This is a genomic window from Myroides oncorhynchi (genome assembly GCF_020905415.1).
GTDB lineage: Bacteria > Bacteroidota > Bacteroidia > Flavobacteriales > Flavobacteriaceae > Flavobacterium > Flavobacterium oncorhynchi_A.
The window spans coordinates 2,688,419-2,706,243 of sequence record NZ_JAJJMP010000001.1 but is presented as its reverse complement, the minus strand read 5'-3'; the positions used below and the strand labels follow the sequence as shown (position 1 = coordinate 2,706,243).

Sequence of the window (17,825 nt, the reverse complement as noted above, 5' to 3'; positions counted from 1 at the left end):
CTCAACAAAATCATCAACTTCCAACCAACAATCCCATATTATATGACAAACTTTATTCATTTTATCTAGTTATTTATTCCAAATGCCTGTAATTTTACGGTTCACTTAAATACCAGATTAAAATGAAAGTCGGAATAGATAGTTTAGCATACTTTATCCCTAAAATTCACCTTCCTATAGATACATTAGCCATAGCACGTAATATCGAACCTTTAAAACTGACTAAAGGACTAGGATTACAGAAGATGGCACTATTAGATACTTATCAAGATGTCATCACGATGGCTGCCAATGCTGCTTATAGCTTACTTCAAGATAACCCTACTGTATTACCTCAAGATATAGCTAAGATCTACGTAGGTACAGAGAGTGGATTAGACAACTCTAAACCTATTGCCTCTTATACACTAGGACTGTTAGAGCAAATCTATGGTCAAGGGACTTTCAGAAACTGTGATGCTGTAGATCATACCTTTGCTTGTATTGGTGCTGTAGATGCCATGCAAAACGCAATTGACTTTATCAAAGCAAATCCTACGAAAAAAGCGATTGTTATTGCTACTGATTACGCAAAATATGACCTTGCCTCTACAGGAGAATATACTCAAGGAGCAGGTGCTATTGCTTTATTAATCACTGTTAACCCTCGTGTCCTAGCTTTTATAGGTCAGACAGGAGTTGCTACAGATAGTGTATTTGACTTCTTTAAACCATATCATTCTATAGAGAAACAATCTATCACAGGTAACGCTACAAATGAAGCTTGGCATGGAATAGAAGAAACAGAAATCTCTATTCACAAGGACCAACCTGTATTCGAAGGTCAATATTCTAACGAGTGTTATATCAACCGAATTACGGAAGCTTACACACACTTTAAGAAGCTAAATAGTAAACAAAACAAAAAAGTATATCAAGATTGGAAAGCAATCTTAATGCACCTTCCATATTGTTTTCAAGGACGTAGAACATTCCACGAGATTGTATTACAAGAGAATCCTACTTTAATAGACAGAACTGCTGATAATGCTAAAGACCAAATCAAAGCTTTTGCCAAATCAGAGGAGTATATGCAAATCGTAAATAGCAAGATATCTCCATCAGAACTAGCATCTGGTGATGTAGGGAACATCTATACAGGCTCTATCTTCTTAGGGTTGTTATCTACTCTTACACACTTCGCAGATACGAAAGAAAACTTAATAGACAGTACATTAGGATTTATTGCTTATGGTTCAGGTTCTAAGTCTAAAGTATTCGAAGCAGAAGTTCAAAGTACTTGGCAAGAAGGATTGCCTAAGACTTCTATCTTCAAAACTTTGAAACAATCAGAAGCGATTGACTTCAATACCTATGTTGCACTACACAAAAAAGAACAAAAAACAGCGATTAGAACAGCCTCTAATGAGTTCGTACTAGATTATATCGAATCATCTATCCCTCATCTATTAGGAGCGAGATATTATAAGTTCGTCAAATAATTTATAAACTAAACCCGGAATACGCGTTAGACATATAAGCGAAAAGGAATTGTAAAAAATAGGTCTGAATTAGTGATTTCAGCATACTATAGTATGATTAAAGAGCTAATGAAAGAACTATGAAGTAGAATTACTTTGTAATATATGGTTAACGCTGATTCTGGGTTAAAGAAACCACCACTAGTAATTCTAATGGTGGTTTTCTCTTTGTGACAACTAATCACTTCCACTTGGCTAAAGTAGTTATACCACTTTTGACATTATCTCCTAATTTTACATTAACCTTTACATCTAAAGGCAATAACAAATCCACTCTAGATCCAAACTTAATAAAACCCATTTCTTCACTCTGCTTCACTACAGTACCAATAGTAAGATAATTAACTATTCTGTTAGCCAAGGCTCCTGCTATTTGTTTTGCTAATACTTCTTCTCCATTTTGATGTTGATAGACTACAGTATGTCGTTCATTCGCTGTTGACGACTTAGGATGCCAAGCCACTAGATTTTTTCCTTTATGGTATTGGCTATACATTACTTCTCCTTCTATAGGGTTGCGATTGACATGAACATTAAACACGCTCATAAAGACTGAAATCTGTAATCTCCTTTGGGTGAAATATTCGTCAGGCTCAACCTCTTCTATCACTACCACCTTTCCATCACAGGGAGCTAATATTAAACTATCTCCTTCTAACAATGTTCTTTTGGGTATTCTAAAAAAAGAAATCACCCATCCTGTAATCCCTATTGTCAGTAATAAGATTATACCTTGTATTATTACCCACTGTTCACTAATAAAAATATATGACAACAGATTCAATACAAAACAACTAATCAATGCTACTAGAATAGAACCTTTTCCCTCTTTGTGTATGTTCATTTATTTAAATTTTAAAACTCAATACTGATAAAATAGAGGTTCCGATTGGATTCGAACCAATGTATTGGCTATTGCGTAGCCAAACCTAACCACTCAGACACAGAACCATTCCATATATAAGAGTTATTTTTTTCCTCTTAACTCTTCTACAACCTTTAGCACTCCTTCTGTTATAAAAATAAACTCCTCTTCTGATAACTCCGTATGTATAGGAAGAGATAATACCCTTGATGTCAGATATTCTGTATTAGGTAATATATACTCTCTATCGGTTAGATGTTTAAACATCTCTTGTTTATGACAAGGGATAGGGTAATAAATCATACTTGGGATACCTAATTTGGCTAACTCGGTATGTACCTCATCTCTATCTACACCTTCTAATATCATCGTATATTGATGATATACATGATAACTATATTCAGGTTCAAAAGGAGTTATAATCGCAGGTGTATTTGCGAAAGCTCGATTGTAGTAATGGGCAACTTCTCTTCGTTTATCACAGTATTCATCTAAGTATTTTAACTTGACATTTAGTACAGCTGCCTGTATAGAGTCTAGTCTGCTATTTACTCCTACTATTTCATGATAGTACCGCTTTTCTGATCCGTGATTACATATCTTACGCATCGTATCAGCGAGTGTATCATCATTAGTCATCATTACTCCTCCATCACCATAAGCTCCTAAGTTCTTAGAGGGAAAAAAAGAAATACAACTAACAGTCCCCATCGTTCCTGTCTTATGACTATTACCATCCGCTATATAGTGCCCTCCTATACTCTGTGCATTATCTTCTATGACTGCAATATTATGTACATCCGCAATCTTCAGAATATCTCCCATATTAGAACATTGTCCATATAGATGAACGGGAATAATCGCTTTAGTATTAGGAGTAATCGCTTGCTCTAAGCTATCTGTATTAATGGTAAACGTATCTTTATCTACATCCACGAACACTGGCGTCAATCCTAACAATGCTACGACTTCCACAGTAGCAATAAATGTAAACGAAGGTGTGATTACCTCATCACCAGCCTTTAATCCCAACGCCATAAGTGCTATCTGTAATGCGTCAGTTCCATTAGCACAAGGAATTACATGTTTAACTCCCGTATACGCAGCTAGATTATCTGTAAATTCTTTTACAGCAGGTCCATTGATATAAGTACTTGTTTTAATAACCTGTTCTATACCTGTATCTATTTCACTTTTTATCTTTGCATATTGACGTTGCAAGTCAACCATTTGTATATTCATCATTCTCTATTTTGAAAGACAAATGTAGGACTGGTTTTTGTCTGCTGCATAGTCCAGTTTTCAGATTAACTAACAAGCCAGATAGAGGAGACTTGATTAATACTACTTATATCCATTTCATTACACAAATTCCCTATTTGACTACACTTATACATAAGTTAACAGCAGAGTCCTCTCAACAACAGACAAAAAAACAAAACTTTGTACTACTAATTCTAAATCAGTAGCTATGAGTATCGCCAACAATATAAATTCGATTTGGGTTAATACTAGGCATAAAAGAAGTCTTATAGATATCCTATTATTTTGGAAAAAAAGACCATGTCCTAATGTAAAACTCCCTACCCCGCTACACCTCATCAACTCGTGCAAAGGGCTTATCTTAAATAACCAGAAAATAAAGTCTATCCTATTCTCTACAGATATAGCACTAATAGAGAATAATGATGCAGATGCCATACTTGCTGTTTACCCTTTCGCCCCATCAGAGCGAATCATAAAAACCTTGATAGAGTTCTGTAATAAACCTGTTATCTGTGGGATAGGTGGAGGAATTACCCAAGGAGAATTTGCCATAAATATGGCAAAGAAAGCCCAAGGCTTAGGAGCCTCAGCTGTTATTGTAAATCAACCTTTTAAAAATGAGGATATAGCAGCTGTAAAGCAGCATATCAATATCCCTATTATCTCTAGTGTCTCTACTTTAAACTTTGATTTTAAAGCGCGCATTGAAGCAGGTGTATCTTGTTTTAATGTTACAGGTGGAGCAGAAACACAAAAGATAGTCGATTACATCAAAGCAACATTTCCTAACTTCCCTATTATTTCAACGGGAGGAAAGACTATTCAGTCACTTAAAAGTATAACTGACAAGAAGATAAATGCTGTCATTTTAACTCCACCATCTAATGGAGATCTATTTCGTTCTATTATGGATGGCTATAGAGAGACTGAATAATCTTTAGCCCTGAAATAAGCTATAGACATTTAACTGTTTTAATCACTGATACGATATGCCCTATAAACTCCTGTGTATACGCACCTGTAGGGTCTAAATCAGGATCAAGAATAGTAATCTCTATGCCATAACACTTCTTGTTTATAAGCAATGGCAGTAAGACGCTTTTTAATTCCTCATAACTTAGGCCGTCTGCTTGTGGACAATCCACTGCAGGCATTACCTCATCATTCAGTACATCTACATCAAGATGCACGATATACCCATCTAGATTCTCTACCTCTACCATAAATAGAAAATGTGTAACTACACTATCTACCCCCACATCTCTTAATCTATCCAGAGGATAATAATTGACTTGAGATTCTTTTATTGGTCGTTCATAGTCTTCATCATATTCACGATTCCCCACAGCATATACATGGTCTTGCTCTACATAAGGGGCTAAGTCCATAATATTGGTCAAGTTCTGATGTCCATGTCCACAGACAATACTTAGATCCATACCTGCTGCCCCGTGTGTATTAGACTCCGCAGGGATCATATAATCCGTATGTCCATCTAGATAGAACATACCGAAGCGTCCTTTTCGTCTAAGCGCCAATGCCGTACCAATTAATACACTACAGTCCCCTCCTAATAAGACAATAAATGTATTCTCGTTAATCTCTTGTTCCATCATGTCCATCTGCTCAGTAGCATACTTTATAATAGCATCAGCATTTCTCACCTGTGTGACTACATCTAGTTCCATTGCGTATTTAGGAGCTTCCAACCGAAGTGTTTTAGAAGGGCTAACTGCCTTATGAAAACCCCATTGTCTAAGCCAGTCAGGTAATTTATTTACTCCAGGTTCACGTGCATATTCACTTTGAGCAAGACCTAAACTAGTTGGACATTCCATTATGATTATTTCTTTCATCTGTTTTTATCATTTTCATTTTAGCACGCTAAGCTATCTTATGAGTATACTCATTCACCCGAAGTTGCATCATTTCAATCAACTTAACTATTCTATTGATTCTTATATTCATTAGGTGTCATCCCTATATATCTCTTAAAATATCTACAGAACAACGACGCATCAGCAAACTCTAGTTTATCACTGATTTGCTTTATTGATAATGGGGTTGTATTCAGGTATTCTTTTGCTTTATTAATGACTTCATATCCTATCCAAGACTTCACTGACTTCCCTGTTCTCTTCTTTATCAGCGTACTTAGGTGTTGTGGTGTTAGATGAAGATGGTCTGCATAGAACGCTACATTTCGCTGTACTGCCCCATGTTCATTTAATAACTCAAAAAAATGATCTGTAATCTCATTGACTCTATTTTTCTGCAAGTTCTCTTTTTCTGATAGCGAAACATAGCTTTTAACTACAGCTGTCACTAGTGAGAATGCGAGGTACTGTATCATCTGTTCTAACATCAGTGATTTTGGCATGTCATAGTACTTGCAGATTAGTAGTGATAACTCTTCTATCATACTACTATCTTGTTGATTTGGAGAAACAGCTAACTGATTCAATACCTCTTTATTACTACTAAGTTCTGGTAATATCGAATACTTTTCTATAAAGTCATACGCCATCACAAAAACAGCAACATCCAAATCCTCACTCCATTTAACAGGAGATACAATCATTTCTGGTAATATCGTCAATACCTCTCCTTTAACTACACGATAGCTTATATTATTAACCTTAATAGCTAATGTTCCCTGTTTACAAAATAATAGAATCAACCCTCTAAATTGATAATTCAACTTAAAGAAGGAATCATTCCACTGCTTATTATAATTAATAATAAACAAGCCATCCATCGAAATAGGATAGTCAATACCGTACATCTCATTAAGATCAATAACTTTTAGGAGGTTCATTGTTTTTTATTGTAAAAATATAAAACGTAACAACAGTCCATACACATTCTCTAAGTTAATTCGTATCAATACTTAAAATGGAACATAAATACATTAAAATGGAATATCTCTAAAAGTACTCAGTACGCTACTTTCGCAACGAAATAAACCCAGAATAAGTGATAGACATATAAACTACAAGATAGGTCTGAATTAGTGATACAAGCATACTGTAGTATGGTTTTAGAACTAATGAAAGAGCTATGAAGTAGAATTTCTTTGTAGTATCTGGCTAACGCTGATTCTGGGATAAACACAACTTATCAATATGACACAAACAAACAACAAACAATACAGCAGAATACGTTTAGCAGTATCTCTTTTCTTCTTCTCACATGGGCTAATATTGTCTTCTTGGGCAAGTAGAATACCTACTATAAAAACATACTTAGGGATATCAGAAGCTGAATTAGGGACATTACTTCTACTAATGCCCATCGGACAGATTAGCACAATGCCTTTATCAGCCAAATTAATAAATCAATATAGTAGTAAAACCATTGTCAAATTTGGGTTCTTAATTTACCCAATTATCTTATTAATCTTAGGGCTATCTACGACTTATATCCAATTAGCAATAGGACTATTCTTATTTGGCGTTGCAGGTAATCTATGCAATATCTCTATCAATACACAAGGAGTCGAATTAGAATCCCTAACACATAAACCCATGATGTCTTCCTTCCATGGGGTATGGAGTATATCCAGTTTTGTAGGTGCTTTGATAGGGTTATTAATGTTTAGCCTAAAACTAACTACTTCCATTCACTTCGCTATAGTTATGATTATAATATTCACAATATGGGTACTTAATTTTAAGTTATTAGTTCACACATCCCCTACTAACAAGGAAGAACAAGACAAAGGTTCTATTTTTAAACACCTGGATAAAACACTTATTCAATTAGGACTTATTGGTTTTCTGAGCATGGCTATAGAGGGTGCTATGTTTGATTGGAGTGGTGTCTACTTTCAGGATATTGTTAAAGCACCAGAACAATTGATTATTATCGGTTATACTTCTTTTGTATTAATGATGGCTATAGGACAGTTCTTAGGGGATTATCTAGTCACTAAATTAGGCAGAAAACATGTCATACAACTATGTGGTACATTTATGAGCACAGGACTTATCATCGCTGTACTGACTCCTAATATTTGGGTATGCACCTTTGCTTTTATGATTGTCGGATTAGGAAGTTCATGTAGTGTCCCTACAGTATTTGGCATCGCAGGTAAGCACAGTAAGGTTAGTGCTAGTATCTCCTTAACCTTAGTGTCTACTATCTCTTTCTTAGGTTTTTTAATAGGACCTCCAGCTATCGGATTTATAGCCCAATGGCTAGACCTAAGATACTCATATGCGTTATTCGCTATGTTTGGTATTATTATGGTGATTATGGCAATTAGATTAAAGGTATTGCAAGATAACTAGCTAATATTTACTTTAAAATAAAATATAAGGGTGTAGTAAAAATGTTATTGTTTTTTATATATCTTTAAAAAGTACTGAATATCAATATTTTTTATCATTTTTTCAGACCAATCTTCCAAGTCAGTATTTAAACTTACTATACCATATATTAAGAGAACCAAAACAAGTGTTTTATGTTTCCGTTCGAGTGAGTCCATAGTGATTCCATTAAAACAGCCTTTTTAATGGAATCACTATGGATTTACTATGCTATCAATATACTTTCATACAAAACAAAGCAGCAACATCATAAAAAGGAATTGGTAAAAAACTAAGTTTATCTTGCGATAAGTAATAAGATAGAAACTATAATCCTTTTTTGGACTAGTACAATTGATTTCTAATGAAATAGGAGTCATTAGGACAAATAAAAGTACAAATTTAAAATGAACATTTTCGAAAAAGAGAAACTTGACTAGTTATATTTTTTAAAATACGTTATTATCTAAATCAAGGTTAACATAAGATATCTCAACTCCTTTATTTTACTATTCTATTTACTTTCATTATAATTAAAGACCTACATTATGACATAATACAGACTATATATACTGGATTTAATCAACTAAAATGACAATAACAGACACTTAATCTCACTTTTGTGAATATTTCTTATTTCACCTGTTATATTAGAGTTATTCTAAATAATATAACTCTATTTAGAATTAATATAATTAATTAGTAATTCAAATCATTCTAAACTCTCAATTTCATTAATAAAATACACTTACCTAATTACCAATAAGTTAAATAAAATAAACAACACAGCTATTTTAACTGAATTTTTACTATTGGGATAATATCTACATTTGCACTACTATTTTAATTAAGTCCAAATAATGAAATTATTATCAAATGTAGTTAAGTTACTCTCACATTACTTAATCTACATATTTCTATTCCTACTTGCGGGAAATAGTGTCGCCCAGAATGCTAAAAAGTTTACAGGAACAGTCATAGACTCCCAAAGTATTCCCTTAGAATTTGCTTCTATTGTACTGAATAACAATGAAGTGTATTATACTAACAGTAAAGGGGAATTCTCTTTTACGATTAAGAAAGACTTTGAACCGTTTAGCATCAACTACGCCAATAAAAAGTCTGTTTTCATTTCCGACTTAAAAGCATTTAACGCTTATAATCATCGTTTTACGTTAGTAGATCTATCAATCACCTTAGAGGAGATCAATATTACAGCTCCTATCTTAAAAGCCCAATCTGGCTCTAACTCTGCGATAGTCATCGATAAAGAGAAGATTAGTGAAGCGCAAGCCTTCAGTTTAAAGGATGTCTTAAATACACTGCCTGGTCACGCTACTGTAGCTCCTAATCTAAATACAGCCCAGACGATTAACCTTAGAGGAGCTAGCTTTGATAAGATGACTGGCGGTACGTTACAGTCTATGAATAACTCCTTCGGAGTAGCTATCATCGTAGATGATGTAACGATATCAAATGATGCAAATATGCAGGCACGAAGTCTAAATCAGTTTGGTATCACTACTAGTGCGAATGTAGGTAGTATAGCTAACCTTACCTATCAAGGGGTTGACTTACGTGAAATACCTGTGGAGAATATTGAAAGTATCGAAGTGGTACAAGGGGTTGCTTCTGCGAAGTATGGAGAACTAACAGATGGTGCTATTATCATTAATAAACAGGCAGGAAAGACACCGTATAGCTTCACTACGAATATCAATAGAGGGTCTACCTCATATAGTTTATCTAAGGGATTTGGACTGCCTAATAAATGGGGAGCACTTAACTTCTCAATGAATTACTCTAAAAGTAACAATGACCCTAGAGATAAAATCAAAGAATACAATAGAATAAATCAAAGTGTACTGTGGACTAAATCATTCTCTCCTCGAGTTAAAAACAACTTAAGTTTAAGCTTTAGCAAGAGAATGGACGGGGTACGGGAAGATCCAGATGATCAGCAAGGCCGTAAACTAAAGGCAACAGACGAATTCTTTAGATGGTCTAATAGAACAACTGTACAGTTGAACTCAAGGGTTATCAAATCATTAAACTTAAATATAAATGGGGCATACGGTATTAGCAATACCTATAATCAAGAAAGGATTAACAAAGGCCCTTTCCCTATCGCCAACAGAGATACTACAGGCGTCTATCAGGGATATTATGTAGATGGTAGATATATCGCTGTAGAGGAAATACAAGGAAGACCGTTAAGTTTAGGATCAACACTTAGTATCTCTTCTGATGCATTCGGTAATAAGTTAGAACATCTTATCACAGCAGGATTTTCAGTAAACTACCACGACAATCTAGGAAAGGGTACAATCTATAAAGCTGACCAACCACGTTGGTTTCAAAACAACAATCAAAATGAGCGTCCTTACGACTTCAGAAAGAATGAAGGGCAGACTAACTATGGTGCTTACATTATGGACAACTTTAAGTGGTATCTATTTGATAAGCCCATTGATGGTAACTTAGGGTTCCGTATGGATGTACAGAATAATAAGGCCAGCTACCAGCCAAGAATCAACTTAGCTTACCAAGTATCTCCTAGTAGTAGATTAACCTTAGGATATGGTATCTCTACTAAAGCGCCTTCGTTAGCACACCGCTACCCTGCTCCTATTTGGTTAGACTTCCCATTGTTAAATTACTTTGATGATTCGAATATTACCAATAGCTTATACCTTGTCAAGACAGTAAAAGTAGAAAGTGACAATAATCACTTAAAGCCTTCTACATCTACCCAATTTGAGATCGGATATACATTCACGAATAAGTTTTTATCGAATAGCTTCTTTGGATATTTTAAGGATAATAAAGATGGTTTTGGAGTCAAGAAAGAATTCTTTCCTATTGATGTTCCTGAGTATAAGATCATAGGTGAATTAGAAAAAGGAAAGCCTATAGAATATGAAGATACAGGTAACTATAAGACACTGACGAATTATAGCATACGCCGTATGACAAATAGTGTACGCTCTAAGTCATATGGTTTTGACTGGACTATGTCTACCCAAAAGATTAAACCTCTAAATATGTATTTATCGCTATCGAATAGTCTTTCATACAGCGAGTATTATGATAATAATCCTACTTATAACGAGGTAACAGAAGAAAACTACAAGCAAGACTACGGTGTGTATTATACTGTCTTCTATCCTAATAAGACCAAATCACTTTCTCTAATGAGTAAGTTAAGATTGACATATCACATCCCTAAGATAGGATTTATACTAACGATGAACAGTGATGTATTTTGGTTTAGAAAGAGCTTTAATACAGAACAGAAGTATGCTAATGAGTACTTAGATATCGCAATGCAACCAATTAAAGTTGAGTTGCCTGAAGATATAAAACAGTCGATATCTACAGCAGGTAGTAATTATGAGCAACCAACATTCTACGTAATCAACTTAAATGCAACTAAGGAAATACGCAAAAACATCCGTATAGGTATAAATACGTACAACTTCTTTAATATCAGAATAAACAAAGAGAAAGAGTTATCTGATGGAACAAGGTCTATTATAAACTATAATGCTCCATTTAGTATAACAGGTTCTATATCAATTAAATTTTAAAACAAGATGAGAAATACACTACTTTTACTACTTGCTATCGTAAGTATAGCCTTTACTACTAGCTGTAGTAAAGATGATAATGCTAGCGACTTCGCTAATACACTTAATGTCAACTTCATTACTACAGTCTCACAAACAAATACAAACCTTACTATTCCACTAGAGGGAACTACAATAGAATTTACCAATAGAGCTAATGGAAATAAAAACACAGTCACACTAGATAAACAAGGTCTTGCGTCTGCTAATCTACGTGTAGGTAACTATAACATCATCGCTAAACTGACAATGAGTAAACAAGCTTATAATCAACTAATCGATGCTAGTAATAGCAAGGAAGAAAAGATAGAAGAAGACTCTATTACGTTTACGGCTAACATAGATAACCTAACTGTAAATGACGCTAAGGATATCAAGATCGAACTACAGATGAATAAGATGAGTACATCTGGACTAATCTTTAAACAAATATTCTACGCGGGATCAAGTATAAATGAAGGTTCAGGATATAGAGATCAGTTTCTAGAAATCTATAACAACAGTTCTGAGACACTATACTTAGATGGTATTATTGTAGCGATGCTTCACAACACTACAAATAGACAAGCTACAGGACCCAACGACATCAGTTACTTACCTTCTCGCCAATATGACTGGTCAAAAGCTCCAGAAAACTCAGGAAGTGGTAATCTAAACAACGATTATGTCTATGCAAAAAAAGTATTGCGTTTCCCTGGAAGTGGTACACAACACCCTATCGAAGCAGGTAAAAGTATCATCGTAGCCTCTACGGCTATTGATCACACTAAGAACTTCCTTACAAATGAATCTTCTAAATTAGTTGACCCTACCAAAACTATTGATTTAAGTAATGCAGACTTTGACGTTTATATCTTAGATTACCTTCAGAAAAAATATGGTGTTGATATTACGCAAGCTAAATACCGTTATAGCTTAAACACACTAGGTATTTATAAAATGCAAGTAATAACAGCACAACAGAGTGACTTAGCGATGCGCTTCGCTACAGATGATGGAATATTACTCATACAACTTCCGAAAGATGTAGCTGTAGAATCATTCCCTACAATCAAAGCTCCTAAGAGTAACGACTCTACACAGTGCTTAAGAATACCTGTGGAATACATCATCGATGGAGTACAAGTAAGACACTCTACAGAGAGTCGTGTTGCTCCACGTAAAGTACCTGTATCTGTAGACCGAGGTAGCTCATTCGCTCCTAATGGAACTTATTCTAGTCAATCTTTATTAAGAAAAACAAGATATAGATTAAACAATGGACGTCGTGTATTACAAGATACAGATAACTCTACAGAAGACTTCGTAGTAATCAATAAACCAGTAGCATCTAAAGGAGAAGATTCTTTTACCAATTAATACATGAGAAAATTATATATCTTCATAACGCTATTTTTAATTCAAATGCTAAATGCTCAGAACCATTCTGAGCATTTAGACCTTTGGTTAATACAGAAGAATAAACGTAGTTATGTACCAGAGCACATTCTGTTTCTAAATAATCAGACTAGTGAGTTTGGACGTTTAGCCGTGGATTATAACAACACAAAAGGAGACTACAAAAAAAGTCAAGAAGCTAATGACAGTAAGGACTTTAAGTTCTCTGCTGAGGGATATACTGATATATATAAGTTTAAGGCGTATGGAAACTTTGTATATGGAAAGACTTTTGAGAACGAACTAGCAAATGATCTTAGAGGGAAAAAAGATGAGTTTAACCCCTACTACTTCTATGCTAATCACCCTAACAACTTTCAGAACCAACAGTATCTAGCCAATACTATGTTTAGTTATGAGTTAGTGAACAAAAAACTAACAATCGGTTTTGGTCTTGACTTTGATTATAATTGGACTACGGGTAATAATGATCCTAGACCAGATGTAGTGAATTACTTTATCCGTTATAAAGCAGATATTGCATGGAAGATACAGAAACACGCAATAGGATTAGGTGTTGCCTATGGTAAGGTAACTGAGGAAAATAACATCATGTATAAAAACAATCAATACAAGAGTAGCAATCAGTATAAAGATCGCTTCTTAAACATTAGTTTAGGATACGGAGATATTGTATTGAGTGATCAGAATCTTCTACTTGATAGAAAGGCAAAAGAGAATTCATATAAGCTAGCGCACCTTTATACAGGTGACAAATTAGAGGTAGCAACATTTGCTAAGATAACGCATTATGACGAAAACTCTGAACTAAATAAGTATAAGCAGAGTTTTGATGTGTATAATCGGTTTAAAAATAAGCAACTCACAGTACAAAGTATGTTGACTTATACACCCTCTGATGCTAATCAATATCAACTAAGCTTAAAGTATAACAACTATGATGGTAAAAACCTTAGAGAGATAGAAGGGCTGAATTATAAAGTCGATCACTACAATTTTAATACTCAGCTATTAACTTCTTTTACTAATCTATGGAAGGATACAGATATACAGATAGGATTAGATCACACACTTTATTCTACTATCCGCAAAGACTATGCTATCGGAGTATACAGTGATGAAAAGCAACTATTAAATAAACTTATAATCAACACGATATTTAAACATGAAAGTCACTTTTATCAAATTAGTGCCACTCCCCTATATAAGTTGAAACTAGTAAATGATCTGACCATACCTGATACGCAACACACTAATTTTACAGATAGTGTAATTATACCTAACTACTATTACAACAATAATAATGCATGGGGACTACAGGGTGAAGTAGGATACGGAAACAAAACGTGGCTTAACCAATACAGCCTTTATTTCTCTGTATCAGGCCACTTCTTAAAATCAAATGGTTTGGACCGAAGCAGTATTAATCTCAGCTTAAAACTATATTTATAATGAACAAGGCTATCTATCTAGCTATATTACTATTTACACTATTATTTCTAAATTTTCACAAACTAACATATACCTACTCAGAATACCAATCTATAGAAGATCTACGTCAGGCTTATGAGCGCAACAGTACCCTATGGCCTGCTGCAACTATAGATAGTACAGTTGTTTTTAAAGAACTAGGAGTATTACTCGCTCCTCCTGTTGTAGTTAAAGAAGATATATATAAAGTAGAATTAGGTAAGTTACTGTTCTATGATCCAAGGTTGTCTTCCTCTAATCAAATCTCTTGTTCTACCTGTCATATTGATAAAGAACATTGGGCAGATAAACAGACACTAGCCATCGGACATCAGGGATTAGTAGGAACGCGCAATACCCCAAGCATAGAGAATACATGGATACAACAAGAGTTATTTTGGGATGGAAGAGCAAATAGCTTACAGGAACAACAAATAATGTCTATCGAAAATCACGTAGAGATGTTTCAAGACATAAATGAACTACCTACTAAAATAACGCAGATCAAAGGGTATAAAAAACACTTTAAAAAAGCATATGGAAACAATCAAATAACGAAAGATAAAATACTAGATGCAATAGCGTTATTCCAAAAGACGATTGTCTCTAATCCTACTCCATTTGATGCTTTTATAAATGGAGATTATCACAAGTTGTCAGATCAGCAAGTACACGGCTTACACTTGTTTCGTACCAAGGCTAGGTGTATAAACTGTCACAGTGGACCTTACTTCACTGACTTACAGTATCACAATGAAGGTTTTACTTTCTACAAGCGAAAAAGAGAAGATCTCGGGAGATATAACGTCACACATAAAGCCTCTGATGTGGGTAAGATGAAAACTCCAGGACTGCGTAATGTGATGCATACGGCACCGTGGTTTCACCAAGGAATATTTCCTAATATTCAGAGTGTTATAGGAATGTATAATGCAGGAATGAATATTCCTCATCGAAGAGAAGAATATAAGAATGATTCGTTATTCCCTGTAACTTCTCCCCTTATTAAAAGATTGGGATTAACTAAAGAAGAACAACTCGCAATCATTGCTTTCTTAGAAGCCCTTTCTTCAGAACCAATGCTTATAGAGAAACCTATTTTACCTAGATAAAAAATCACATAAACTAATTATATACCTTGCCTTTGATTAAGTAATATTGAGCTTTAATATGTGATATAAACACCATTTATCAAATAAATTTATCTTTTAACCGTTTTTAAAACATAATGGCGAAATTTGACTTACATATTTTTTAAAAAAATCGTATTTTGCCGACAAATTATAAAACATGAAACTACACTTTACTTACATACTATTTTTTGTGCTCTTTACAGTGAATACATTCGCTCAAAAACTTGAGTTATATACGAATGATGGCAAAGAAGAATACCTAGGTTGTTTAACTTGTGATGCTAAAGACTCTAAATCCATCTGGAATTCTTATGGTACTTATGGCAATCTTTATAACCCTAAGTCTATCTGGAATAGATATGGTATATACGGAGACCAGACTAGCAGTTTCTCTCCATGGAATATACATGCTGATAATCCTCCTATTGTTAAGAAAGATGGTGTGCTCTATGGTTACTTCACGATGAATAAACACTTTGTAGGCAAACGCGTAGAAACAGAATTGACTAAAATGTTGTTCGAATACTACTTAGACATTAAAGAAGATCCTTCTAAATGGAGTAAAGGTAGTGAAGGAGTTAAAGCAAAAGAGATAACAAAAGCAAAAGAAGTTACCAAGAAATAATAAAAAAGTGATGGACTACCATCACTTTTTTTATTTTAATTATACTCTCTCTCTCCTAACCATGTAATCTTGGCATAAACTTCATTCTTAAAATACTCTTTCATCAAAAAATCCAAAAAGTTTCGATCTAAAAATAACAACTTATTTTTTTAAACTCCCCAAATCCCACTATAATCACTTCCCACTTAAACCTTTGATAGATTGTTTTTTTTCTAATTGTCCGAAATTTGAAGTTTTAAGATGTTCTTTTTAAACAACAAACAACATAAACAGCTAATAATAAAGCACTAACACTTCTTTTCTACTTTTTCTCTTTATAAGAGTCGCGTCACAATCCCAACAAAAGTCAATATTAATGGTAAATTGCTCAATAATTACTCGTGTATTAGCCCTAAATGGTGGGCAGAGAAACTATATTCTACGAAGACTTCTCATATAGATAGGCAACTTATCACCAGCTGAGCGTTTAGATTAAAATGTGTTATACTCTAATTAACTTCAAATAAAAAGTTATTGAAATTTTTCATTCTAAACTCACAACAAGCGATACACATATAAATTAAAAGTAATTATACAAGATTGATCTGAAGTAGATACAAGTACACTATAGTATGGTAAAAGAGCTAATGAAAGGGCTATAAAGTAAAATTGATATGTAGTATTTATTAATGGTAGTCTGGAGTAAAGCGCAAAAAACTAATACAGCACACAATATGGTGCACCTATTCATAAACTATCACAACTGCTATATAACATCATTCAGAAACCAAGTATCAAATGTTAGAAACATCCCTAGAACTAATACTGTGGCCAAACTTTAACTATTCACTAGGCTTAGACGTAGATTATTTATAAATAAGCGGGGAGTTATATCTATAATAATTATTTATATTTGTAGCGAGTTATAACAATATGTATTAAAAAGAAATAGAATGAATACAGACGAAAAGTTTCACGACGAAATGGGAGACAACCACATCGCATCTAGTGATGCTACTCCACTTAGAAGTGACGCATTTGACCTTACAGATGACCAAAAAATAGAATCAATAAAGAAAGATGTAGAAAGCATCTTAAACACTTTAGGATTAGACCTTACAGATGACAGTCTTAAAGGGACTCCTAATCGAGTAGCTAAGATGTTTGTAAAAGAAATGTTCGGTGGGCTTAATCCTGCTAAGAAACCTAGTGCTTCTACATTTGACAATAAATATAAGTATAACGAAATGCTAGTAGAAAAAAACATTGTTGTTTATTCTACTTGTGAACACCATTTATTACCTATCGTAGGGAGAGCTCACGTAGCTTATATCTCTAATGGTACTGTAGTAGGCCTTTCTAAAATGAACCGTATCGTTGATTTTTATGCAAAAAGACCTCAAGTACAGGAGCGATTAACAATCCAGATAGTAAATGAGTTAAAGCGTGTATTAAATACTGAAGACGTAGCATGTATCATCGATGCAAAGCACTTATGTGTGAACTCAAGAGGTATCCGTGATATCGAGAGTAGCACTGTAACTGCTGAGTTCGGTGGGAAATTCCAAGACGAGAATGTTCGCAAAGAATTTTTAAACTACATCCAATTAGAAACTAAGTTCTAATCACT

The 17,825-nt window shown here is 34.2% G+C and carries 13 protein-coding genes and 1 tRNA gene; 9 read left to right on the top strand and 5 right to left on the bottom strand.

Translation table 11 applies throughout. From position 1 onward, the window contains the following. The first annotated feature begins 122 nt into the window (after positions 1-122). Positions 123-1,481, top strand: a complete 1,359-nt coding sequence (locus tag LNQ81_RS11830) for a hydroxymethylglutaryl-CoA synthase family protein (RefSeq protein ID WP_229946955.1) — start codon at positions 123-125, stop codon at positions 1,479-1,481. 220 nt (positions 1,482-1,701) lie between these two features. Here LNQ81_RS11830 and LNQ81_RS11825 read toward each other — a convergent pair whose 3' ends face one another. The 3 genes from LNQ81_RS11825 to LNQ81_RS11815 form a co-directional block, all read right to left on the bottom strand. Then, entirely contained in the window at positions 1,702-2,364 is a 663-nt protein-coding gene (locus LNQ81_RS11825; protein WP_229946953.1) for a phosphatidylserine decarboxylase family protein, read from the bottom strand. 36 nt (positions 2,365-2,400) lie between these two features. Beyond that, positions 2,401-2,471 (bottom strand) — tRNA-Cys (locus LNQ81_RS11820). 16 nt (positions 2,472-2,487) lie between these two features. Beyond that, the gene (locus LNQ81_RS11815) at positions 2,488-3,630 is read right to left on the bottom strand and encodes a DegT/DnrJ/EryC1/StrS family aminotransferase (RefSeq protein ID WP_229946951.1); all 1,143 of its coding nucleotides are present in this window, start codon (positions 3,628-3,630) and stop codon (positions 2,488-2,490) included. 226 nt (positions 3,631-3,856) lie between these two features. Between LNQ81_RS11815 and LNQ81_RS11810 the strand changes: the two genes are divergently transcribed. Beyond that, positions 3,857-4,585, top strand: coding sequence for a beta/alpha barrel domain-containing protein (locus LNQ81_RS11810; protein WP_229946949.1), 729 nt, complete (start codon positions 3,857-3,859; stop codon positions 4,583-4,585). Positions 4,586-4,604: 19 nt separating this feature from the next. Here LNQ81_RS11810 and LNQ81_RS11805 read toward each other — a convergent pair whose 3' ends face one another. Both LNQ81_RS11805 and LNQ81_RS11800 read right to left on the bottom strand, forming a co-directional pair. Then, complete coding sequence (locus LNQ81_RS11805) at positions 4,605-5,507, bottom strand: arginase family protein (protein WP_229946945.1); 903 nt, start codon at positions 5,505-5,507, stop codon at positions 4,605-4,607. 92 nt (positions 5,508-5,599) lie between these two features. After that, positions 5,600-6,469: a helix-turn-helix domain-containing protein gene (locus LNQ81_RS11800; protein ID WP_229946943.1), complete on the bottom strand. Its 870-nt coding sequence runs from the start codon at positions 6,467-6,469 to the stop codon at positions 5,600-5,602. 307 nt (positions 6,470-6,776) lie between these two features. On the opposite strand from LNQ81_RS11800, the gene LNQ81_RS11795 reads away from it, so the two are divergent. The 7 genes from LNQ81_RS11795 (at position 6,777) to folE (ending at position 17,820) form a co-directional block, all read left to right on the top strand. Beyond that, complete coding sequence (locus tag LNQ81_RS11795; RefSeq protein ID WP_229946941.1) at positions 6,777-7,943, top strand: MFS transporter; 1,167 nt, start codon at positions 6,777-6,779, stop codon at positions 7,941-7,943. 878 nt (positions 7,944-8,821) lie between these two features. Further along, positions 8,822-11,551, top strand: a complete 2,730-nt coding sequence (locus LNQ81_RS11790; protein WP_229946940.1) for a TonB-dependent receptor plug domain-containing protein — start codon at positions 8,822-8,824, stop codon at positions 11,549-11,551. Positions 11,552-11,557: 6 nt separating this feature from the next. Next, positions 11,558-12,949 (top strand): DUF4876 domain-containing protein, encoded by a 1,392-nt coding sequence (locus LNQ81_RS11785; protein WP_229946938.1) that lies wholly within the window; start codon positions 11,558-11,560, stop codon positions 12,947-12,949. 3 nt (positions 12,950-12,952) lie between these two features. Beyond that, on the top strand, positions 12,953-14,440 hold the full coding sequence (locus LNQ81_RS11780; RefSeq protein WP_229946937.1) for a DUF6850 family outer membrane beta-barrel protein: 1,488 nt from the start codon (positions 12,953-12,955) through the stop codon (positions 14,438-14,440). Then, positions 14,440-15,570, top strand: a complete 1,131-nt coding sequence (locus LNQ81_RS11775; RefSeq protein ID WP_229946936.1) for a cytochrome-c peroxidase — start codon at positions 14,440-14,442, stop codon at positions 15,568-15,570. Before LNQ81_RS11780 ends, LNQ81_RS11775 begins: the two co-directional genes overlap by 1 nt. A 178-nt stretch (positions 15,571-15,748) precedes the next feature. After that, positions 15,749-16,216, top strand: coding sequence for a hypothetical protein (locus LNQ81_RS11770; protein ID WP_229946935.1), 468 nt, complete (start codon positions 15,749-15,751; stop codon positions 16,214-16,216). A 932-nt stretch (positions 16,217-17,148) separates the two neighbouring features. Then, the gene (folE, locus tag LNQ81_RS11765; RefSeq protein WP_121965587.1) at positions 17,149-17,820 is read left to right on the top strand and encodes a GTP cyclohydrolase I FolE; all 672 of its coding nucleotides are present in this window, start codon (positions 17,149-17,151) and stop codon (positions 17,818-17,820) included. Positions 17,821-17,825 lie beyond the last annotated feature (5 nt).

Excerpts from the sequence above, each read along its gene's own strand:
- LNQ81_RS11810 (WP_229946949.1), top strand. The coding sequence starts at position 3,857 with ATGAGTATCGCCAACAATATAAATTCGATTTGGGTTAATACTAGGCAT.
- LNQ81_RS11830 (WP_229946955.1), top strand. The coding sequence starts at position 123 with ATGAAAGTCGGAATAGATAGTTTAGCATACTTTATCCCTAAAATTCAC.
- LNQ81_RS11805 (WP_229946945.1), bottom strand. The coding sequence starts at position 5,507 with ATGAAAGAAATAATCATAATGGAATGTCCAACTAGTTTAGGTCTTGCT.
- LNQ81_RS11815 (WP_229946951.1), bottom strand. The coding sequence starts at position 3,630 with ATGATGAATATACAAATGGTTGACTTGCAACGTCAATATGCAAAGATA.
- LNQ81_RS11775 (WP_229946936.1), top strand. The coding sequence starts at position 14,440 with ATGAACAAGGCTATCTATCTAGCTATATTACTATTTACACTATTATTT.
- LNQ81_RS11825 (WP_229946953.1), bottom strand. The coding sequence starts at position 2,364 with ATGAACATACACAAAGAGGGAAAAGGTTCTATTCTAGTAGCATTGATT.
- LNQ81_RS11780 (WP_229946937.1), top strand. The coding sequence starts at position 12,953 with ATGAGAAAATTATATATCTTCATAACGCTATTTTTAATTCAAATGCTA.
- LNQ81_RS11785 (WP_229946938.1), top strand. The coding sequence starts at position 11,558 with ATGAGAAATACACTACTTTTACTACTTGCTATCGTAAGTATAGCCTTT.
- LNQ81_RS11790 (WP_229946940.1), top strand. The coding sequence starts at position 8,822 with ATGAAATTATTATCAAATGTAGTTAAGTTACTCTCACATTACTTAATC.
- LNQ81_RS11795 (WP_229946941.1), top strand. The coding sequence starts at position 6,777 with ATGACACAAACAAACAACAAACAATACAGCAGAATACGTTTAGCAGTA.
- LNQ81_RS11800 (WP_229946943.1), bottom strand. The coding sequence starts at position 6,469 with ATGAACCTCCTAAAAGTTATTGATCTTAATGAGATGTACGGTATTGAC.
- folE (WP_121965587.1), top strand. The coding sequence starts at position 17,149 with ATGAATACAGACGAAAAGTTTCACGACGAAATGGGAGACAACCACATC.
- LNQ81_RS11770 (WP_229946935.1), top strand. The coding sequence starts at position 15,749 with ATGAAACTACACTTTACTTACATACTATTTTTTGTGCTCTTTACAGTG.